Raw genomic sequence first — 23229 nt, forward strand, 5'->3', positions numbered from 1 at the left:
AATTTAAAAAAATAACAACATAAAAAAGTGATATGTATACTATATTTTATTTAAAAAATAAAAATGAAAATATATAATATTATTTTACTCTTTTTATTTTTACCCCAAAACGTTCTTCTACTAAACTTATAAGTTCAGGCAATTTCTGTTCAGCTATCATTTTTAATTTTTCTCTGTTTATATTCTGTGCAGGTGCTCCAAGCATAATAGAATTAGAATCTATTTTCACATTAGACATTACAGCAGCTCTTCCTCCAAGTATTACTCTATCCCCAAGCACAACATGATCAGCTAAAGCAGCCTGACCTCCCAATATACAATGATGACCAATTTTACTGCTTCCTGCTATACCAACTTGAGATACTATTATTGAATGATCTCCTATATCGCAGTTATGTGCTATCTGTACTAAATTATCTACTTTTACGCCTTCTCTAATAATTGTAGAGCCCAAAGTAGCTCTGTCAACGCATACATTTGCCCCAAGCTCCACATCATCCTCTATAATAACATTTCCTCTTTGAGGTATTTTCATCTGTTTGCCGTTTACTTCAAAGAATCCGAATCCGTCATTTCCTATAACAGTTGATGAGCCTATTATAACTCTATTTTTTATTATGCATCTGTCATGTATGGATACATTTGAATATATAGTGCAGTTTTCTCCTACAACAACATCATCTCCTAAAAATACATTAGCCTCTATAATTGTTCCGCTTCCTACCTTTGTATTTTTTCCAATATGTACATTATCCCCAATATAAGCATTATCAGATACTTCTGCATTTTCTTTTATAACAGCAGTTTTTTCTATAACTCCCAATGTATATTTTTTATCTTCAAACATTATATATAATAATTTAATAAATGCCTCTTTAGGATTATTATATATAATAGCTGTTTTATTTTTGAAATCTTTTATTTCATTTGCAGTTTCTTCTCTCAAAATTAAGGCATTAGCATTACTATTTAAAGCTTCCTGTAAATATTTATTATTATCAATACAAACAATAGAGCCTTCTATTATACTATTTATAGGAGAGAGGGTAGTTATTTCTTTATCTCCGTTGCCTATAATATTTTTTGCCTGTAAAAGATTAAATATATCTTTAGCTTTCATAATGCAAAATGCCTCCTATTATTTTGATTTATACACTAGAAAATTATCTCATTAAAGAACTTTTAACATTAGCTATAACAGCATCAGTAATATCAAAATTTCTGTCAGCATAAAGAATAGAATGTTCAGTTCTTTCTAGTATTAAAGTATATCCTTCTTTTTTTACTATAGCCATAAGAGAAGCTGCCACCTGTCTTTTAACCTCTCCTCTCAATGAATAATCTCTGTTTTGTGCTATAGAAGTGTCTTCCATATTTGCCTGAGTATCCTGATTTTTATATTGTTCTAATCTCTCTTTTAATTTTTCATTAAGCTCCTGATTTCCAGTAACCTCTTTTATTACTCTTTCAAGATCAATATATCCTACTTTAGTAAGCCTATAGGATTGAGTAAATACTCTAGGACTTATAATAGAAACTGTAAGAACAGCCACAAATAATAAACTCATAATATAATACTTTTTCATTTTTCGCTCCTTATTATTATAAAAATTATATCTTAATAGAAAGGGTGATTCATAGTGAATGCAATTCCCCATCCTTTACCAAACCATTTTCCAAGAGGCGTATAACCATCTCCTTCAAAATCTTGAAGTCCTTTTTTGTAATACTGCGTATCTTCTTTGTTATAAACGAATCTCTTAGCAATATAGAATCTTATATTAAATATCGGTATAGTAAGTCTCAAACCCACACCTACGGAATATATATACTGAGAAGGATCGAATATATCTTTGATATCCATAAATTGAGAAGGATAAGTATAAGCATCTCCATCTCGGTTAAGTCCAGTACTTGCAGGAAGCCATAACTGACCAGCATCAAAGAATGTAACGAAGCCCATAGTTTTTGGTATTATAGGTATGCGAAGTTCAGCAAAGAATCTCACTTTAGCTCTTCCGTAACTCCAAGAATCTATTGAATTATTATCTCCTACCATATCATAAGTTGATAATCCTCTGTTAGCTTTAAAAACAGTGTATTTAGAAGTATCCCATCCGCGTACATCTTCAAATGGGTTAAGATAATATAATACATCAGCATCATTTTGCAGAGGAAGTCCTGGTGTTGCAATTATTTGTCCTAATTCCCCGTAGAATGCAAATGACAGCCAATCTGTTGCAGGAACAGCCAAGAATCCTGTTAGATTTAATCTTGTTAATTGAGTATGTCCAAAGTAGAAATCAACTATACCTCTCAAGAAACTTCCTCTTGTAGGGTTTAAATAGTCGTTTCTGCTGTCCCTTAGCAATGAATATGATATAATAAATGTTGTAAACCAATCACTCTGCCATCTCTGGAAAGAACCGTCTTTTTTATTTATTCTATGAACCAAATATTTTTTTATGTCGCTAAGTACATAATCAGGACCTGCAGCAGTTGCCCCCTGATCATGCCATTGCTGATACTGCTGTACTATTGTGTCAAATGTTAAGAAAGTAGAATAGTAGTCGGCAAAATAATAACCAAGCCTTACTATACCTTCAAAACCATGTCTTGTATAGTATGAATATTTAGGTATACCGAAAGAATCATAGTCTATAGTATATCCTGTATTTACACCTTCATTGAAGTATGATAAGTCAATACCGAGATATATAGGCAGATTAAGCAGATAAGGCTCAGCAAAATTAACAGCTATACGTTTTTGAGTTTCTCCAAACTCACCGCTTAATCCTAACTGCAAGCCTCTTCCCAAAAAGTTATTTTCTCTTATAGAGGCAAATACTTTAAAACCAGAACCAGTAGAGAAACCGCCTCCTCCTGAAACCATAGCAGTTTTTCCTTCTGATACATTTAAAGTTAATTCCATTAATCCTTCAGCAGAACCAGGTTTTACTCCTATATTAATATTGTCAAAGAATTGAGTATTGTATAATCTCTCCTGTACCCTTTGTATTTTGGCAGTATTGAATACTTCACCAGGTTTTATATCAACATATCTCTGTATAACAAAATCTTTAGTTTTAGTGTTTCCTGCTATAGTGATATTTTCTATATGTGCTTTATCATTTTCTACTATATCGTACATTATGTTGACTATCTTGTTTTCTTCATTAACTGTAATTACAGGTATAACTTGTCTGAAAATATATCCTCTCTCAGAATATTTATTTTGTATGCCCTGATAGTCAGTCATGTGATAAGTGTAATTATACAATGCACCTTTTTGGGATTTTATGTCCTTTTGTATATTTTCAGAAGATATAATAAAGTTTCCTTTAAATCCTATATCTCCGAAATAGTATTTATCTCCCTCTGTAATATATACATCTATTATCAAGTCCTGTTCATTTTTTACCTGAGGATCTCTCCATTGATATGTAAATGTAACATTATCTACCTTAGCTCTGTAATATCCTCTGTCGGCATAATATTTTACAACCTTTGATTTATCATCTTCAAATTTAAACTCATTAAATTTACCAAGAGATAAGAATCCGTTTTCTTTAGTGGACATTTGTCTTTTAAGTTCATTATCAGAAAAATGAGTATTGCCGTGAAATCTTATATTTGCTACTTTTACCTCATTGCCTTCAACAATATTCATCTCTATTGTTACATCTGAAGCATCTTTATTTTCTATAACTTTAGGCTCTACATAAGCTTTTAAATAACCCTTATCCTGATAGTTTGTTATTATAGCATTTACAGCATCATTAAGTTTCTGAGGTATATACGGATCTCCAGCCTTCATAATAGGCTTTATGGCATCATTGAGTGCTGTTCTGCTTAAACGTTTATTGCCTATATATTCTATATTCTTTATGATATATCTTTCGGCAACTACAATATTAAGCGATACTCCGTCATCTTCTCTGTTTGCATCAATGGCAACCCTATCAAATAATTGGGTATCAAACAGCTTCTTTATAGCCTCATTTATCTGAGCTCTTTGAAATTTACTTCCAACTTTTATTGGGAAACTGTTTTTTATCTGATCTTTTGTAAGCCTAGCCTCGCCTATAACATCTATAGATTTTATCACTAAGCCTTCATATACAGCTATATTCCTAGCATTCTGTAAATTTTCAAAGTCGCTTTCTGCCGCTATTAATATTGCAAAAGCAGCAGCAAGCACAGTAAATGAAAATAAAATAATACAATTTTTCTTGATAAAATTCACTAAAATCTCCACCGTGTAACTATATTAAAATCTTGACCTTTTCCTCTTATATCGAAAGGGTTTATTTTATATTCAAAAACAAAATTTGCAAGTTTATAATTTTTTAATAATGACACTTCAAAACCAAATTGATGGTCAAAATAGTATGGATCAACAGGCTTATTGTTTACGCTAGGTCTTGTGGTATCATTAACTCTATATGTAACATCGTATTTTAAATATAAATATTTAGACACATATTTGCCTATTCCAACGCTTGTATTATCCCATACGGATGTAGGGCTTAAATTGTTGTTATTTGTTACAAACAGCAGATTGTTCACTACTGTAGGACTTAAGTTTATATAATCTATTCCTAAAAATTGTCTTATCCATCTTTCTACTGGTCTTAATACAGTACTTCTTAAGAGCAAGTCGCTGTAATTCATGGTAAGCTGCTGAAGCTGATCATTATTCACGGTGCTTCTATTGGCAGTGCTTTCTGCAAACATTTGATCTTCCCTGTTTCCAAATGAGCCTTGAGGTATTCCTGCAAGCTGATTAACTTGATATTGTCCTAATGCAGGTATTGTATAGAATCTTACAGGAGAAATTCTTGAATTGCTTGAAGATACCAGCTGCGATAATCTTGCATCCATTTCCATGTACAGCGTAACGCTTTCTCCTGCTAATTCATTTTCAAATGATTGAGATGATGTATTTACTGTTGTAGTAGGATAATATTTTTTATATGTATATGCTGTGGCTTCTATTATAGGATCCAAACTATTATTAGGCGGGAATGTAACAGAGCCTCTTTCTAATTGATATATATTTTGAAGATAATATATAGTTCCTCTATCAACATTAACAGTTCCTGCCAATTCTATGCCGTCCATAAGAGTATTGTATACACGCATTTTAGAGCCTTCTTCAAGATATACATCTCCTACTAAATTGTGGGCTACTCTTACTTGTCTCCAAGCCTCTATTGTAAAATCCCAATATATTTTGCTAAGCATTCCGTAAACACGCTGTCTGTATGTATTTTGAGATGATGTCATAGTAAGCTGAACATCGCTTTTCATTAAAGTTAATATTCCTCCTATTCTAGGAGAAGCTATATTTCCTCCTACTGTAATATCAACATGAACAGGACCTCTTACTTTTGTAACGCCTAAGTTTAAATTGCCGTCTAATAAACCTAATTGTTCATCTGAAGAAAGCAGATCGAAAGCCATATAATTGATACTGTTTTTGAATATCTCTGCCTCTCCTGTTATGCTCAAATTTTTCTTTTTCTTTGAGGTAAATGTTAAGTTGTTAACATTGAACATGTGTCCGTCAAAATTAAAATCAACTATAGTATCATCAAATACATCATTGAAATATGCTATTCTTACTTTTCTGCCATGTCCTAAAAATCTTCCGTCTATGGCAACATTATCGCTGTCGCCATGAACATGTGCATATAGTGTATATGGTTTTCCGTCTACCATAAAATTTGTAGGCGATGAATGTATCTCTGTGAATAATACATTAAATATCTCAAATACCTCTACATTTATAATATCTGAAGTAATAAGCAAATCAACCTGATCTCTTCTAGTATTTTTTATTACGCCGTCTATATTGAGCATATTAAGATTATCATATACGTAAATTAAATCTGTTCTAGTTAAGCCTTCTTCTTTTGTTATAGTTCCATTAATACCATGCTTTTTAGTATTTGTAAATGTTATATTATCACCGTCGTATGTAACAGTGGTACCAAACTCAGGAAGTTTTCTTTTATTTATTGTTATTGGAGTTGTTTGTATTCTGAATTCCTGTCTTCCATCAACCAGTCTTCTCATATTATAGTCTATAGTTCCTGAATATGTACTGAAGATGAATAAATTGTTTACTTCAACTTTCATATTCTGAAGGTCTTTAGAGAAATAAGCATAAGGTATTTTTACTTCCTGTTTTTTAGTGAATGTTTTTGATAACACATTTCCGCTGCTTCCTGTTTTGGTTACCAGTACATCTTTTAATTCTAATTCGCTTGATTTATAATATCCTGTTAAAGAAATATCAAATCTCTCGCCCGGAATTTGAAAATCTTTGATATCTATTTTTTCAAGATAAATTACAGGATCATTCATCAATCCTATTACAGTGGCATTGGCAGTTAATATGCCGTAAAATTTTCCATTAATATCAAATGGCAGCTGGCTTACAGTTACTTTTCCGTATATATTATTTTTATTTATAGATGAATCTAAAGCAAATATTCCATTATTTTCTATATCCTTTAATAAAGCTGTGAACTTATTTATTCCGTCACTTGAACTTAATATTCCGTTTCCTGATACTCTGTTTTCTCCATAATCTAATACTATATTCGTAAACATTATGCTTTGATTTGATAATTCAAATTGAGTATTTAAAGCAAATATCGGTGCCAAATTCTTTTTAGCTTTAATATTTCCATATATGTATATTGGTTTTTGAACATAATTATTTATATCAACATCTACATCAATGTCTATATCTTTAATTTTTAATTCATTAGGAGTATTTATATTCAAATCTAATATTCCATTTGTAGATATTGAGCCGTTAGCTATAATTTCTGATTTATCTGTTGAGGCATATATGATTCTGCTTCCATTAGTTGAAGTTGTACTAAATCCGCTTAATCCGTAATTTCCTGCTGGTGTATTTAAATTTCCTTTTATCTTTACATTAAAATTTTTATCATATTCTATTTTTGCATTGGCATTTATACCGCTGTCTTCTGAAAGTCTGTAATAAATATCATCAATATCTATAATATTCTGATAAGCAGACATTCCTATTCGTATTAAATATTCTTCTGTATATATTTTTCTTGAAGAAGCCTTTAATGTATGAACTTTGCCTTTTCCCTGAGTGTACATAGCATTGCTCATGCTGTAATCTATATTTAATGATGATAAATTATCTATAATATTTTGACCTAATAATACAACAAATATATCCTGAGGTATTACTCCATTAGCAGACGCCAATATAGGTGCTGTATTATCCAATGAAAAACTGGCATTAAAAGGCTGTTCATATTTATTTGCAGCCAAATTTAAAGATATCTTTTTTTCAGGTCTATTGTATATAAAATTAAAAGATAACGGCTTTTCTAATGTATTTGCATAAGTTAATGATGAAATTGTGAATCTAGACCTTATTTCTTCTTCATCAACCTTTGTCGGTCTTAAATTAACTTTAGCAGACAGATTATTTGCTCCTGCTTTTATATTATTTGCACTTACAGAAAGTACGCTTGATATAGGATCGCTTAATGGCACTATACCGCTTGCTATTATATTTCCTTCTAAAGCATTTATATTTGCATTTGAAAGTATTATATTGTTATTTGTAAGTTCTGCATTTACTGCTAGATTAAATAATTTATCTCTGACTTTTAAATTAAAATCCACGTATGAATCTTGATTTGTAGAATAGTGTCCGTAAGCATTTATATCTGCATCCCTGAAAGTAGATATAGCATTGCTTATAGATGATATTGTTTTATTATCTAATTTCACAAATTTATGTATTATAGGAGTATCTAAAGCTATATTCATAAATTTATATATTGTATCTTTTGTTAATTTTATATTTGTAATGGAAAAATCTAATCTTTGAGTACTGTATTCATAATTTGCTTTTATAAAATCATCTTTTTTATTGTTATGCAGTCCTGCATTTAGCCTGTCTGAATAATTAGTGGCGAATAATGTATAATTAAATAAATCTCCGTTTTCATCTTTGGCATATATTTTTGAAATTATTTCAGATAAATTAGTTGAGCTTTCTAATGAAAAATGAACTAAGGTAGCATCGGGAAGATTTATATTGTAGGATAGAAAATAGCCGTACGATCTGAAATTTCCATTAAGCGAATTAGCAGAAGCTTCGGTTACATTATTATTATCATCTATTATTTTAGTTGAGAAATTTGCTATATTTATATTTTTATCCATAAGTATTGGAATTATAGTATTTACAGTATTTTTTACTTTCTCATAAAGATTTTTATTTGTGTCTCCGCTTTGGAATATTGACATGTCTAATAATGTTGGGTATATTTCAGCATTATTCACAGTTATATCGCTCAGTAAATATAAAGGATCTCTTTTTATAAATATTCTTAATAGATTAAATCTTAAAGATGCTCTGTCCATATTGAAGAAAGCATCATCAGTATTTTTTGAATAAAGTTTTACATTGTCTAAAACTATCTCTAATCTGTATGATATACTTATATCTGATATAGATATGTCAATAGGACTTACTTTATTTATATAAGTTATGATATTATCCAAATATTTTTGTTTATTAGATAATACCAATGATATACTAAACATGGCAGGTATTATAAAAGCTATCAAGGTTGTAGCTATGTACATTCTAAATCGCGAGTACTTTTCTGTTTTACGCACTCACAAAATCCTTTTTAATTCATTTTTATTTATTATACACTATAATAAAAATATAGTAAGTATTATAAAATAAAACCTATTTATATAAAATTTGTTATATCTGAACTATTTATTTTCGGAATTTTTGTATTTATACTTATTTCTATATGAACAATTTATTTTGAAACTTTTATGTACATAAAAAATATAATTTGACAAATAAATAAAATAAAAGTATAATATTATCTAGTAGTAACAGTTTATTATCTGGGGGTATGTGTATGTTAAAAGAATTAATAAGAAACAAAATAGATATTGTTAAAAGTGTTTCTAATTGGGAAGAAGCTATAAGAAAAGGTGCACAGTTATTGCTTGACAATAAGTGTATAGAGCCTAGATATGTAGATTCTATCATAAAAAACATTAAGGAAACAGGACCTTATATTGTACTTGGAGATGGAATGGCTATGTCCCATGCCAGACCTGAAGATGGGGTTTTAAAAAACGGTATCACTTTGCTAAAAATTTCTGATGGTGTGGATTTTGATGAAAAAAATAAAGTATTCTTATTATTCACATTAGCAGCTGAAAATAATGATCATCATCAGGATTTAGTAGAGGAGATAGCTGATTTATTAAATGAGAGTGAAAAAATTAAAAGAATAATGTACGATGATTTAACTGATTTGGAAATATACGATATTATACTTCAATAACTAAATTGGAATAAAAAAAGAGGTATTAAATAATTTTAATACCTCTTTAATTTTTTAATTAATCTCTTCTTCTTTGAGCAAGCATTAATAATCTCAATAGTGTTAGTATAGCAGTAACAGCAGCGGCAACATAAGTTAAAGCAGCAGCAGATAAAACCTTTTTAGCACCATAAAGTTCTTCCTGATCCAAAAATCCGCCTTTATCGAGTATCTTTATAGCTCTGTTGGAAGCATCAAATTCTACAGGCAATGTTACAAGCGAGAAAAATACAGCAAAAGCAAAAAGTATTATGCCAGCCATCATTATATAATATGAAAAACTTCCAGCTCCTCCTATAACCAATCCTATTAATACCAAATATGGACCGAATTGATCTCCTATAGCACATAAAGGATAAAAACCATTTCTTATAGAAAGCGGTGCATATCCTCTGTCATGCTGTATTGCATGTCCTACCTCATGAGCGGCAACACCCAAAGCTGCAACATCAGTACCGTCATAAACTCCAGCAGAAAGTCTTAATACTCTTGAAGAAGGATCATAATGATCTGTTAATGTTCCTGCTATTCTTTCAACTGGTATATCTATTCCATAGCCTTCTAATATATATTTTGCAGTTTGAGCACCTGTTATTCCTCTTTTATTTTCCATTCTGCTATATTTAGCATAAGTTCCTTTAACTTTCATCTGAGCCCAGAAACCAAGAAGTATTCCCGGAAGCAGTATCCATATATATCCGAAATAATATTCAAAATATCCAAACATTGAAAAAACCTCCTATTTTTTAGTATTTTTCATTATTATTTGTGTATATATTATAACATTTTTTTATAACTATGTTAATAGCTTCATTGTAAAACAAGCAGAATAAATTTTTTATACTATCAAATTTTGATAATTAAATTTTGTTTATTATATTTTTTATAATGATTAATATACTTGTTTCAAAAGTACTTGACAATATTATACAAGACTATATATAAAATTGTTATATTGATAAATTATAAAAATAACGTTTTACATGTTGTACAACTTATTATTTTAGTATATAAATATATAGTTGTTAGCTGCTTCCAAAAGAAGTGTGGGATCGGCACGGCTGTTTAGCCCCCGCAATTATAAATAAAAATAGTTTTGAAACAAATCTATTTTTATTTGCAGCATAAAAATTTATTATTTTAAGCTAAAAATATATTAACAATATTATAATATACTTACTTATTACTAAAAAACATTTATTACTATAATAGCATTAAAATATTTTATCAGAATTTTTTATAGTGTATTCAATAGTTTTTCCTACAGCTTCCAAAGTTTTTTTATCCAATTTATCTATAGTATCTTGGCTTGTATGATGAAAAGGGTATCCCATATCTATAACATCTATAAATGGTATTCTTTCATTTAAAAATGGAGTATGATCATCAGTTATAGTTCCGTAATGTTCATCAAAAAAATATTTTCCGTATCCCAAATCACTGGCATATTGCCATACTTTATTATATATGGATGAATAATAAGTATGTGCAAAACTTTCATATTTGAATTTAGCAGTTTTGCTTCCTACCATATCAAGCAGTATTCCGAATTTTATTTTTTGCTTATCTATTATTTTATCTCTTAATATAATCTCATTTACAAATGCTATGCTCCCTTGTATCCAATCTGTTTCTATTAAAGAACTGCCATATACATCAAATAAATTTCCGTCATCTTCCAAATCAAATAAAACAAAGCACACACTGTAAGGCAGGTCATTATGATTTTTTAAAGCCCTCATAAGTTCAATAAGTACACCGCTGCTGCTTGCTCCGTCATTAGCACCGCTTATAGGTTTATCTCTGTTAAATTCAATAGGGTCTTTTTCTGCAACAGAACGGCTGTCAAAATGACTTGCTATAATTATATAATCATCTGTTTTGCCTTTTAAGAAAGCATAAATATTTTCTCCGATTCTTCCTTTTATATATGGAGCTTCAAAATTATGACTATAAACTTCATATCCTATATTAGAAATTTCCTGTTTAAAAAAACTTCTTACTTTTTTATGAGCTTCGCTTCCATAGTTTCTAGGTCCTAAATCAGTTTGAGCTTTTATGTATTTATATGCATTATCAACATCAAAATATAAGTTTTCATTTATGTTTCTAGACTGCTTTTCATCAGATGTATTTGCTTTAGCATTAGTGCATGAATATAAAAATATCATTGTTACCGCAATGAAGATTGATATATATTTCATAACTTAATAAGTCCTTTTTATATAGAAAATATAAATAAGTCTAATATAGTATAAGTTAAAAGTCAATAAATAGTCAGTATAACTATATTTTTATATACTAAAATGCCCCTATCGGTATTTTTTTATAAAAATTTAGTCTTTACTTTTTTTTTAAAAGATATTATAATTATAATATATTGAAAGTTAATATTATGTTGCTATTTTTTAGGGGATGACTAAATAGCGGGATGAAACATAATATAAATGGCTTTAGAAAATAAAAATTACAAAAATATTTTAAGCACTATTCATGGAGGGTAGTTATGATTATCAACAATAATATTTCTGCATTAAATGCAAACAGACAATTGAACTTAACAGGAAGTTCAATGACTAAAACAATAGCTCAGCTTTCTAGCGGTCAAAGAATTAACACTGCTGGAGATGATGCTTCTGGTTTAGCAGTATCTGAAAAAATGCGTTCTCAATACCGTGGTTTACAACAAGCTACTAGAAACGCTCAAAATGGTATTTCTTTCATTCAAACAACTGAAGGTTACTTAAATGAAACTACTAACATTATGCAAAGAATGAGAGAATTAGCTATTCAATCTGCTAACGGTATCTATTCTGACACTGACAGAGCTTTAATACAAATCGAAGTTAATCAATTAGTATCAGAAGTTGACAGAATTGCTTCTCAAGCTGAATTCAACAAAATGAACATGTTAACAGGACGTTTTGCTGCTGATAGTCAAACTCCTATGACTTTCCACATCGGTGCTAACATGGATCAAAGAGTATCAATAAACATAGGTTCTATGACTGCTGCTAACTTACAAGTTGGAGGAGATACTCCTATTTCTATTTCTTCTGTTGAAACTGCTAACCAAGCTTTAGGAAGAATAGACGAAGGTTTACAAATGGTAGTAGCTCAAAGAGCTGAATTAGGTGCTGTTCAAAACAGAATGGAATCTATGGTAAAAAGCTTAATGATAGCTACTGAAAACACTATAGCTTCTGAAAGCGTTATACGTGATGCTGATATGGCTTCTGCTATGGTTGCTTATACTCGTGAACAAATCTTACAGCAAACTGGTGCAGCTATGTTAGCTAATGCTAATATGAAAAACCAATCTATAATGAGAATTATTGGATAATTTTTCTTAAAAAGCGGATTATTACAAATGTAGATATAAAGCCCATTGGTAGAAATACTGATGGGCTTTTTATTTGTACATTATCTGTTTTAATAATTAAAATAATTAAATAGAAAGGCAAATATGTCTGTATGCTTCATAAGATATAATAGCTGCTGTATTGGATAAATTAATTGAACGTACATTATCACTCATAGGTATATATATAGAATTTTCTAATTCATTTTCCCATAATGATTCTCTAAGTCCTGTTGACTCTCTTCCGAATAATAGTATATCATTATTAGAATAATTAAATTCATCGTATCTATTTTTTCCGAATTTTGTAATAGGTATTATACGTTTATTATTATTAATGCAGTATTCAAGAAATGTGTCTTCATTTTCATGTTTTATTATGTTTAAATGCTCCCAATAATCCAAACCAGCACGTTTTACTTCTTTAGAGCTTATTATAAATGACGGTTTTGAAACTATATGAAGAGATATATTAAGTCCTACGCATAACCTTCCTATATTTCCAGTATTAGCTGGTATTTCAGGTCTGTATAAAGCTATTGATACATTAAAATTACTGTTTACTTTTTCCATAATATTTTATTTACATTATTTTTTTTATTTATTTTAGTATAGTTTAATTTTTTTTCAAGTTATACTAGTTTTATTTAGTTTTGTATTTTGTTTATTAAAGTATTGATTTTTTTTATTTATAAGTTAAAGTAATAATAAGGGTAATTTAATAAAAGATTCTAATTCTAAAAGAGGAAAAAGTGAATAAAATAGAGGAATACAATCAATCTACTTCTAAATATGAATTATATGCTCATTTAAGTGATAAAATAGTGTCTGGGGAGATAAAAACTTTTTCAGGTCTTTTTACTTATGCGAAGAATGTTAATTTTGAAAAGGTTCATGATCATAAATCAATATTAAAAAGTTTATTTGCTCTTATACGTAAAATTAATTGGGGTTTTTTTAATAATTTGGATAAGGAAATGTATCCTAAGTTATGGATGCAGTTTGTTGCGGAAAATCCTAAATATAATTTTGCTGGGGATTTAAAACTGAGTTTATCAATAGCAGATGTTTATATAGCAATGCTTGATATACATGGCTATACAAAATTCTGCGAAGAGAATAAAAATAATTTATCAAAACTTCATGCATTAGATGATTTAATGCAGAATAAAGTAAGCGAAGTTACAAAATTTTATAATGTAATATCTCATAGAAAACAAGGCGATGAAATTATTATGGTATGCCCTACAGCTACAGATGCTTTAAGTGCTACAATAGCTATTATAGGGGTTTTGAGCAAAAAGAGATTATTAAATGAATATCCTAGTGTTGATACAGCGGGTTTGCCAGAGTTTAAAATTAGTGCAGGCATATCAGGGGGAAATACAAATAGTTCATTAATAATTACAGAAGACGGAGATTTATCTGGGTTTTTAATTAATAATGCTGCTAGGATGCAGGCTAGAGCAAATACTTTAGCTCCTAAAGAAAATAAAGTTATAGTTACAAAAAACCTTCAGTTTAACTTTCTTAAAGAAAACAGCAAGTCTAAAAGTGAAATATTTGAAAAGAACATTATATCTTTTTATGATAATGGAATGATATCATTTAAAGGTACTGAGATTCCAATAGTTGAAGCTATATTTAATCCTGATGAGAAATATAAGGAACGTTTTTTTAATGAAATGGAAGAACTTGTTAAAAGTGTTAAAGGTAATTTGTGGAAGCAGAGAATGTTTACCGCTGCTTTGGAATTAATATCAAAAGTTGCAAAATCAATGCCTCCTTTTCAAATAGATGAAAAAGTTAATGATTATATATCAGGATATACTAATTCAACTATATGCGATTTATGCGATAAGGCAAATGGGGCGTATGTTGTAAAAGAAAATTATAAAGAGGCAATAGACACTTTTGCTTTAATAATAAAGTTATTAAAAACCATACCTGAATTTGATAAGATGGTTTTGGAATATGCTGAAAGTATTTGTGCTGGTTATGAGAAAATTCTTCCTGTATATGATATAGTTATTAAAAAGGATATAGAAGCTAATATATCAGAAATATTTCCAGCTAATCATATACCAATATTTCAAAATGTTCAAAAAGCTAATGAAACTTATAATAAACTTATGAACTTTGCTATGAGCAGTAAAACTTTAAAAAGACGCAAATCTATATGGTATGGCATTATAGAAAAAGAGCTGCCTAATTTAGTAATTAATATGTATTCTGGTAAAAAATAAAAATTTTATATAGTTTTATTATATAAAATTTTATTTGTTTTTACTTGCAGAAATATTTATATATGATAAACTATACAACTATTAAACTGTTCTTTATTTACAAGGAGTATAATTTTATGACTTTGAAAAACTTTAAAAGACTATTATTTATTGCAATAACTTCTTTGCCTATAATAGCATGTTCGCAAACACAAAGCGGAAGTTCATCCTCATCAGATGCTTTAGCTTATTTAAAAGGCGGCGAAGGAGAGTGGGTTCTAAAAATAGATGATATGACAGTTAATCAAACTAATTTTAATAAAGATTTAAAAGCTTCTTTAATATCTCAGGGAGCTACAGAAGAACAAATGGCTTTATATCTTAATAATGATCAATTTAAACAATATTATTCAGAAATGATTATAAGAGATGCTTTATTATTAAAAAAAGCTGAGGAAGAAAAGTTTTTTGACAGTGATGAAGCTAAATCAGTAATAGATGTTGCTGTAAGAAATATGAAAGCACAATATTATTTGCAAAAACTTATGACAGATGCAGCTAAAACAATACCAGAACCTACAGCAGAACAGGCTCAGGCATTTTTTGAACAGGCTAAACCTCAAATAGCTCAAATGTACGGTATTACAGAATACAATACAGAAACAGCACCTACTATATCACAATTATATAAAAATGCTTATGCTCAGCAATTAGTGGAAAGAGATATAACTGATTTAAAAGATAAAGCAGTTATAGAAAGAAATACAGCAGTTCTAGGCGAAGCTAATATACTTCCTCCTCAAGTTGGAGATCCTAATGCAACAAATAATGCTATGATGCCTCAAAGCAACAATTTATTGCCAAGAACAAATAATTAATTAAATAATGGGAAAGGAAAATAATGTCTCAAAAAAATGAGAATAATGAAAAAAATATAAATCAAGAAAGCTCACAAGCTGATAAACCTAAAGTTATTATAAAAAAATCTAATAATAATAATAACAATAGTGATGATAGTCAGGCTACAGCAGTAAAAAAAGTAAAGAAAGTTATAAAAAAGATAATAATTAAAACTGATAAGCAAAACAATAAAAAGCAGGAAAAATCATCAGAAGAACAAAAAAATGTAAGAGAGCCTTATAATAAGGATGTAAAAGAAAATAGAGATAATAGAGAAAATAAAAATAAGAATTATTCTCATAATAAAGATCATAAAGATTTTAACAAGGAAAATAAAGACGGTAAATTACAAATATCTTCTCCTGTAGAGGATGTATCTTCTTTTAAAAAAGATAATAAAAAAGATGGTAAGAAAAGAGATTATGAGAAGAAAGAAAAAGAATATGATAAAAAATCTTCTCAAAAAGATTCTAAAGCTGAAGCTGCACAAAGACAGGAGAATAAAATCTTTAATAAAATGCAGGCTAAAAAACGTCAGCAGGAACAAAGACTTGCCAGTGTTGAAAAAGAAATCAGCATAATGGAAACGATTACTGTAGGCGATTTAGCCAAAAAGATGAATTTAAGAGCATCAGACATAATATCCAAACTTATGGGTATGGGTACTATGGCTAGAGTTAATGATATAATAGATTCTGATACTGCTACAATTATAGCAGATGATTTCGGATGTAAGGTTAATGTTGTATCATTGCAGGAAGAGGCTACTATTGAAGTAAAAGAGGATAAAGAAGAAGATTTAAAACCTCGTCCTCCAGTAGTAACAATCATGGGGCATGTTGACCATGGTAAAACTTCCCTTCTTGATGCTATAAGACATAGTAATATTACTTCAAAAGAAAGCGGCGGAATAACTCAAAATATTGGTGCTTATAAAGTAAAAATACCTAGCGGAGAGATAGCTTTTATTGATACTCCTGGACACGCTGCTTTTACTATGATGAGAGCTAGAGGTGCTAAAAGTACTGATATAGTAATACTTGTTGTAGCTTCAGATGACGGAGTTATGCCTCAGACTATTGAAGCTTTAAATCATGCTAAAGAAGCTAATGTGCCTATAATAGTTGCTGTTAATAAAATGGATTTACCCAATGCTAGCATGGATAAAGTTAAATCGGCATTGTCAGAATATGGACTTACACCTGAAGAATGGGGAGGAGATACTCAATATATAGGTGTAAGTGCATTAACAAAGCAGGGAATTAATGACTTATTAGAAGCTATCATACTTCAGGCTGAAATGCTTGAATTAAAGGCTAATCCTAATAGAGAGGCTATAGGTATAGTTTTAGAAGCATCGCTTGATCAGGGAAGAGGACCTGTTGGTACAGTTCTTGTTCAAAATGGTACTTTAAAAATAGGCGACTATTTTGTATGCGGGCTTTCGGTTGGAAAGGTAAGAGCTATGGTTAATGATTTGGGACAGAGAGTTACAAAGGCTTTGCCTTCTACTCCTGTTGAGGTTTTAGGGTTTGAAAAGACTCCTGAAGCGGGCGAATCATTTAATGTTATGCTTGATGAAAAAGAAGCTAAGGCTATAGCTGATAAAAGAGTTCAGTTAAAACAGCAGGAGGCTTTAAAGGCTAATGTTAAAGTTACTTTAGAAAACCTCTATGAAAAAATCGCTTCTGAATCTATGAAAGAGTTTAAGGTTATAATAAAAGCAGATGTACAGGGCAGTGCGGAGGCTTTAAGAGATGCTTTGAATAAAATACAAAGCGATAAAATACGTTTTGTTTCAATATACAGTGCTTCAGGAGCTGTTACTGAAAGCGATGTAAACCTAGCACATGCTTCTAATGCCATCATTATTGCTTATAGAGTGCGTCCTTCTGCCAAAGCTAGAGAGCTTGCTGAAAAATTAGGCATACCTATAGAAAGATATGATATTATTTATGAGGCAATAGAATCTATACAAAATGCTATGAAAGGTTCTCTTGAAAGACTCAAAAAAGAAGTTGATATTGGAACGGTTGAAGTAAGAGATGTGTTCCATGTTCCTAAAGTCGGCACTATTGCAGGATGCTATGTTACATCTGGTAAAATAGAGAGAAATGCTGGTGTAAGGGTTATGCGTGATAATGTCCTTATATATACAAGTAAGATATCTAGTTTAAGACGTATAAAAGATGATGTTAAAGAGGTAGCATCAGGTTATGAATGCGGTGCTTCTATAGAAAACTTTAATGATATAAAAAAAGGCGATGTACTTGAGATATTCAAAATAGAAGAGATAGCACAAGAGTTATAATTTATAATTATTTGAACATATACAGCAATGAGCTTAATATTTTAAGTTCATTGCTTTTTTAATTAAAAAATAATATTGTAAATATACAAAATATTGGTATACTATTTATCAATTAGAAAAAGAGGGATTATTTATGGGAATTTCTTATGAAGACAGCGGTGTCAGCAGAGAAGAAGGCTACAAAGCTGTTTCACTTATGAAGGAAGTAGTTGCCAAAACTATGCATACAAATGTAATTAACGGCATAGGAAGTTTTGGTGCTATGTATGAGTTGGGTAAATACAACAATCCTGTGCTAGTTTCTGGAACTGATGGGGTTGGAACAAAATTAGAGATAGCATTTTCTATGAAGAAATATGATACAGTTGGAATAGATGCTGTAGCTATGTGCGTTAATGATGTTCTTTGTCATGGGGCAAAACCTATTTTCTTTTTGGATTATCTTGCTTGCGGCAAATTAAACGGTGAGATTGCTTCTTTGATAGTAAAAGGAATAGCAGATGGATGTTATGAGGCTGGTGCTGCTTTAGTTGGAGGGGAAACTGCTGAGATGCCGGGCTTTTATAAAGACGGTGATTATGATATAGCAGGATTTTGTGTAGGTGTTGTAGAGAAAGAAAAAATTATTGACGGTTCAAAAGTATCTGATGGGGATATAATAATAGGTATTTCTTCTTCTGGTTTTCACAGCAACGGTTTTTCTCTTATAAGAAAGTTAGTACGCGATTATAATGCTGTATTTGAGGGAGAAAAAATAGGAGAAACTCTTTTAATACCTACAAAGATATATGTCAAAAAAGTTCTTCCTCTATTAGAAAAGTACAATATAAAGGGTATGGCTCATATTACAGGGGGAGGATTGATAGAAAATGTTCCTCGTGCTGTTGCTAAAGGATATAAGGCTGTTATTAAAAAGGATAGCTTTAAAACTCCTTCCATTTTTAATTATATTCAGTATCTTGGAAATATAAAAGAAGAAGAGATGTACAATACTTTTAATATGGGTATTGGTTTTGTTATAATAGCTTCCAAAGAAGATAAAGACGGCATTATTAATGATTTGCAGTCTATGAATGAATATGCATGCGAGATAGGGTATATTACTAAAAATTATGATGATGAGGAAAAAAGCGGAATATGCTTAGAATAGCTGTTTTAATTTCCGGAGGCGGAAGTAATTTAAAATCTTTAATAGATAATCAGGATAACAATTTTTATAGTATAGATGTTGTAATAGCGGATAGAGAATGCGGAGGCTTAAATATTGCAGAAAATGCTGGTATAAAAGCTGTATTACTGGATAGAAAATTATATAAAAATGAATTGTTTTCAAAAATAGATGAGCTTTTAAATAATATAGATTTAGTTGTTTTAGCAGGATTTTTATCTATAGTTGATAGTGCTTTTATATCAAAGTGGAGCGGCAAAATAATAAATATTCATCCTTCGCTTCTTCCAAAATACGGCGGAAAGGGAATGTATGGTATTCATGTGCATGAAGCTGTTATTAAAAATAAGGAAAAAGAATCAGGATGTACTGTGCATTATGTTACAGATACTATAGACGGAGGAGATATTATAATGCAGGCTAGGGTAGAGGTTAAAGAAGATGATACCGCCGAAACTTTACAAAAAAGGGTGCTGATAGAAGAACATAAAATACTTCCTCAAACTGTAATTAAACTATCTAAAAAATAATTAAATATTTATTTTCCCATATAGTAAATATATGCAGACATTATAGATATTTCTCCGCTTCCTTCATCGCTTTCATTTTGATCGCTGTAGCTAAAGTAGCTGGATAATGGAGCATAATCATCATCATTAAAACTATTATCTATGCTTTTATCTGCTATAGAGTTATTTAAATCAGAAACTATTAATTTCATGTCATCGTCAATATTAGAAGCTGGTTTATTATAAATTACAGATATTCCAGCAAATAATAATAAGGCTGCCGCTGCAGAACATATATATGCTATAAATTTATTTTTATTAAACATGTTCTTTTTATGTACTATTATTGGTTTTTTACCAGACAGTATTGATGACATAGAATTAAGTTCATCTCTAAATTTCTGACATGATTTGCAGTTTGATAAATGCTTTTCCATTTCAAAAATTTCATCACTATCCAAATCATTATCCATATATCTGCTTATAAGCATTTCATAATATTCATGATTATTTTTCATAAGCTCACCCCCATTTTTTTCATAATAGATAAAAGTTTTTTTCTTGCTCTGAATATTCTGGTTCTCACTGTATTAACAGGCAAATCCAGTGTTTCAGAGATTTCATTATAAGAATAATTTTCATATTCAGCCATCATAAGCGGTATACGGAAATCATCCTCTAATTTTTCAAGTGCTTCTGCAAGTATAATTTTATTTATACTGTTTTCATTATCCGATTCCTGAATCTCACAGCTTCTGTATTCCTTTAGTCTGTATTTTTTTTCTCTTTCTTTCTTTCTTATATGATCAACAGCCCTATTGAAAGATACTCTGTAGAGCCAAGTATATATCTTAGATCTTCCTTCAAAACTTTCTCTTTTTATATAAAAACTTACAAAAACATCCTGTACTATCTCTTCAGCTTCCTCCTTATTAGATATAATTGAATAAACCAAATTGAATAATGGTTTTTTATACATTTCTATAAGTTCTTTATAGGCTTCTTCATTGCCTATTTTAAATGCATCTATATTATCTTCATAAGCCATAATATTAACACCGCTAATACAAATACTTATTTCATTCTGCTGTTTAATTGAGCTTTTTGTTCAGGAGTAAGCACATCTATTATATCCAAATCCCTAACTATTCTCAAATAATCTCTTAAAGCTTCCTGTTCTTTTTTTCTGCTGATTAATTCTCTTAATATGTTTCTGTCTGTATATTCTTTCATTAACTCCATTCTTATGCTGTTTTCTATTCTTTCAATTTCTAATCTAATAGGTTCTTCTTCTGTTATAAATTTAATGGCTATATCATACATTTTATCCGCTTGTGCTTCAGTTAGATTTATTCCAATTCTTCTAAAAAACTGAAGCGGATCATGCCCTAGTCTTTTATCAGATTCTGGTCTTCCTCTATGCCTAGGACCATGATGACCAGGACCTTTTGGTCCAGGCTGCCCAAAAAGCGATAAAGATAATACTAATATCAAAGTTATACTATAAAACAATTTATTCATAAAATCTCCTTATTCACCTCTCTCTCAATTAAAATATCATCTATTATCTTATATATTAGACGATTTTTATACAAAAAAGTTCCCTACTTTTTACTAAACAAAATATAATATTTAATCTTTTTTATATCAATATCTGAAAATAATTCCAATATATCCAAATCACATGATATAATCAAATAGTCAAAATCAGCCTCTTTCTTTTTTCTCTCGAATATTAGTTCTTTTATTATATTTATATTAACGTCAGATTTTTTATATTCATTATTAAGTTTTGAATTAATATCATTAAGTTCATTAAGAGCGTTTTTTATGTTTCTTGAATATTTTTTAAGTATCATATTAATGCTTTCTTTTTGTTCTTCGCTTACTTCTATTCCTGCATCTTTTAATATTTTAAGAGAATTATCATTAATTTTGTAGTATTCTTCAGAATATAAGCTGCATATATTAAAAACTATAAATAATAAAATAAAGGCTATCTTTTTCATAAATCATTAATACCTCCATATAATATATAATTTAACTTTTTAGACGAATAAAAAAGAAAAAAAGTTCCTTAAATAAATTATTACTTTAAAAAATAAGATTTTTGTACTATAATATGATAGTTACAAATAAAAATTCGGGTATAAGAAATGTATAAAATAATATATTTAGATGAAAATAATAAAATATTCAAAATACTTTATAATAATGCCTCTAATGATAAAAGGGCAATGTTTTCATTAATAAAACATATAAGAGCAAGTATAAATGCTGAAATGAAAGAAATGGAAAATGGATATTTATTATTTAATGATAAAAGGAAGTATCTTTTTTATATTATAGAAAATGATGCTATTTGTATAGAAATTTTAGAGCATGATGATAAGGTTGCTTTTACAAATTTTAAATATATGGAAGCTGAGTTTAAATCTTATATAGAAAATATTAATTTAGAGCACATAAATAACAAAATAAAGAGTATAAATGATTCTATAAAAGATAATATGTGGCTTGATTTTATGATTTCTGATTATGAAAAGGATTTGCATATTATAGGAAGCAATGATTTAAGCTGTTATCATAGTATAGAAGTTATTTTTAAAAATGCCAGTTTTGTTCAATGTTCAAAATATTTCAATGCTTGTCCTAATGAATATGATGTTTTTCATGTATGTACTGATGATGATATAAAGTATATTAATAGCAGTTATAAGAATATAATAGATAATAAATATTCTATAATGATAAAGATTAAGCCTGATGATACTAATAGTTTTTTTTATATAGCATGCGATAATATAGAGTTTAGTAATGAAGAGGTAAGATATGATTATGATTTTACATCTCTTTATTCTTCAGATAAGGATAATATAATAAAGAAATATGATCTTAAAAAAGAAAATAATGCTTGGTATCAGGAGAAGGAAAATTCTCATAAAACATTAATATTTACGGATAAATTTTTAAATAGGAATGATACCATAGGCATATTATTTAGAATATATAAATTATGTTTTGCTAAGGTTAAATATTTTAGGGCTTATTCATTTAAATTTGAGCCTTATAAATATGATTATAAAGAGGGCTTTATAAAAACAGAGCTTTGGGATGCTGAGTTTTTCAAGCATATTGATTCTGGGTACATGCTTGATTTGAGATATTTGCAGTCTATAACTATTTATGAAAATTTTTTGAAACTTTGCGAAGAATTGGAATCTTTTGAGAAATAATTTTTTACTCATTAAAAAAAATCTATTTTTAATATATAATTATTTAGATATTTGAAACTTTTTTTAAAGTTATTCGTCTAAATTTATTGTATAT

Annotated in this window: 19 protein-coding genes; 8 read left to right on the forward strand and 11 right to left on the reverse strand. The window is 29.2% G+C overall.

Translation table 11 applies throughout. From position 1 onward, the window contains the following. Positions 1-79: 79 nt before the first annotated feature. Genes lpxD through Q0J69_RS02825 form a run of 4 tightly spaced genes read right to left on the reverse strand, consistent with a single transcriptional unit; the run spans position 80 to position 8658 of the window. On the reverse strand, positions 80-1120 hold the full coding sequence (gene lpxD / locus Q0J69_RS02810) for a UDP-3-O-(3-hydroxymyristoyl)glucosamine N-acyltransferase (protein ID WP_297204145.1): 1041 nt from the start codon (positions 1118-1120) through the stop codon (positions 80-82). A 43-nt stretch (positions 1121-1163) separates the two neighbouring features. Continuing rightward, positions 1164-1586, reverse strand: coding sequence for an OmpH family outer membrane protein (locus Q0J69_RS02815; protein ID WP_297204147.1), 423 nt, complete (start codon positions 1584-1586; stop codon positions 1164-1166). Between the two features lie 32 nt (positions 1587-1618). Continuing rightward, complete coding sequence (gene bamA / locus Q0J69_RS02820) at positions 1619-4246, reverse strand: outer membrane protein assembly factor BamA (protein ID WP_297204148.1); 2628 nt, start codon at positions 4244-4246, stop codon at positions 1619-1621. Next, the gene (locus Q0J69_RS02825; RefSeq protein WP_297204348.1) at positions 4246-8658 is read right to left on the reverse strand and encodes a hypothetical protein; all 4413 of its coding nucleotides are present in this window, start codon (positions 8656-8658) and stop codon (positions 4246-4248) included. The genes bamA and Q0J69_RS02825 overlap by 1 nt, the downstream gene beginning before the upstream one ends. A gap of 293 nt (positions 8659-8951) precedes the next feature. Here Q0J69_RS02825 and Q0J69_RS02830 point away from each other — a divergent pair, with 293 nt between their 5' ends. Beyond that, on the forward strand, positions 8952-9386 hold the full coding sequence (locus Q0J69_RS02830) for a PTS sugar transporter subunit IIA (RefSeq protein WP_297204150.1): 435 nt from the start codon (positions 8952-8954) through the stop codon (positions 9384-9386). Positions 9387-9444: 58 nt separating this feature from the next. Here Q0J69_RS02830 and Q0J69_RS02835 read toward each other — a convergent pair whose 3' ends face one another. Next, positions 9445-10152, reverse strand: coding sequence for a zinc metallopeptidase (locus Q0J69_RS02835; protein ID WP_297204151.1), 708 nt, complete (start codon positions 10150-10152; stop codon positions 9445-9447). Positions 10153-10639: 487 nt separating this feature from the next. Next, positions 10640-11629 (reverse strand): M28 family peptidase, encoded by a 990-nt coding sequence (locus Q0J69_RS02840; protein WP_297204152.1) that lies wholly within the window; start codon positions 11627-11629, stop codon positions 10640-10642. Positions 11630-11931: 302 nt separating this feature from the next. Here Q0J69_RS02840 and Q0J69_RS02845 point away from each other — a divergent pair, with 302 nt between their 5' ends. Continuing rightward, positions 11932-12768, forward strand: a complete 837-nt coding sequence (locus Q0J69_RS02845) for a flagellin (RefSeq protein WP_297204153.1) — start codon at positions 11932-11934, stop codon at positions 12766-12768. A gap of 105 nt (positions 12769-12873) precedes the next feature. Here the strand turns inward: Q0J69_RS02845 and Q0J69_RS02850 are convergent, their stop codons facing one another. Beyond that, the gene (locus Q0J69_RS02850) at positions 12874-13359 is read right to left on the reverse strand and encodes a tRNA (cytidine(34)-2'-O)-methyltransferase (RefSeq protein ID WP_297204155.1); all 486 of its coding nucleotides are present in this window, start codon (positions 13357-13359) and stop codon (positions 12874-12876) included. Between the two features lie 179 nt (positions 13360-13538). Between Q0J69_RS02850 and Q0J69_RS02855 the strand changes: the two genes are divergently transcribed. The 5 genes from Q0J69_RS02855 (at position 13539) to purN (ending at position 19920) form a co-directional block, all read left to right on the forward strand. Next, complete coding sequence (locus Q0J69_RS02855) at positions 13539-15032, forward strand: hypothetical protein (RefSeq protein WP_297204156.1); 1494 nt, start codon at positions 13539-13541, stop codon at positions 15030-15032. A 116-nt stretch (positions 15033-15148) separates the two neighbouring features. Then, positions 15149-15889 carry a hypothetical protein gene (locus Q0J69_RS02860; RefSeq protein ID WP_297204157.1) on the forward strand — a complete coding sequence of 247 codons (741 nt, stop codon included), beginning with the start codon at positions 15149-15151 and terminating at the stop codon, positions 15887-15889. Positions 15890-15912: 23 nt separating this feature from the next. Beyond that, positions 15913-18222: a translation initiation factor IF-2 gene (infB, locus tag Q0J69_RS02865; protein ID WP_297204158.1), complete on the forward strand. Its 2310-nt coding sequence runs from the start codon at positions 15913-15915 to the stop codon at positions 18220-18222. A gap of 133 nt (positions 18223-18355) precedes the next feature. Next, entirely contained in the window at positions 18356-19372 is a 1017-nt protein-coding gene (gene purM, locus Q0J69_RS02870) for a phosphoribosylformylglycinamidine cyclo-ligase (RefSeq protein WP_297204159.1), read from the forward strand. Beyond that, positions 19360-19920 (forward strand): phosphoribosylglycinamide formyltransferase, encoded by a 561-nt coding sequence (purN, locus tag Q0J69_RS02875; protein WP_297204160.1) that lies wholly within the window; start codon positions 19360-19362, stop codon positions 19918-19920. Before purM ends, purN begins: the two co-directional genes overlap by 13 nt. An 8-nt stretch (positions 19921-19928) precedes the next feature. Here purN and Q0J69_RS02880 read toward each other — a convergent pair whose 3' ends face one another. The 4 genes from Q0J69_RS02880 to Q0J69_RS02895 form a co-directional block, all read right to left on the reverse strand. Further along, complete coding sequence (locus Q0J69_RS02880) at positions 19929-20417, reverse strand: zf-HC2 domain-containing protein (RefSeq protein WP_297204162.1); 489 nt, start codon at positions 20415-20417, stop codon at positions 19929-19931. Then, positions 20414-20947 (reverse strand): RNA polymerase sigma factor, encoded by a 534-nt coding sequence (locus tag Q0J69_RS02885; protein WP_297204163.1) that lies wholly within the window; start codon positions 20945-20947, stop codon positions 20414-20416. The genes Q0J69_RS02880 and Q0J69_RS02885 overlap by 4 nt, the downstream gene beginning before the upstream one ends. 26 nt (positions 20948-20973) lie before the next feature. Continuing rightward, complete coding sequence (locus tag Q0J69_RS02890) at positions 20974-21420, reverse strand: periplasmic heavy metal sensor (RefSeq protein WP_297204165.1); 447 nt, start codon at positions 21418-21420, stop codon at positions 20974-20976. An 83-nt stretch (positions 21421-21503) separates the two neighbouring features. Continuing rightward, positions 21504-21908 (reverse strand): hypothetical protein, encoded by a 405-nt coding sequence (locus Q0J69_RS02895; RefSeq protein ID WP_297204166.1) that lies wholly within the window; start codon positions 21906-21908, stop codon positions 21504-21506. 147 nt (positions 21909-22055) lie between these two features. Here Q0J69_RS02895 and Q0J69_RS02900 point away from each other — a divergent pair, with 147 nt between their 5' ends. Beyond that, positions 22056-23135 (forward strand): hypothetical protein, encoded by a 1080-nt coding sequence (locus Q0J69_RS02900; RefSeq protein ID WP_297204167.1) that lies wholly within the window; start codon positions 22056-22058, stop codon positions 23133-23135. Positions 23136-23229 lie beyond the last annotated feature (94 nt).

It is taken from the genome of uncultured Brachyspira sp. (assembly GCF_944388875.1).
Taxonomy (GTDB): domain Bacteria; phylum Spirochaetota; class Brachyspiria; order Brachyspirales; family Brachyspiraceae; genus Brachyspira.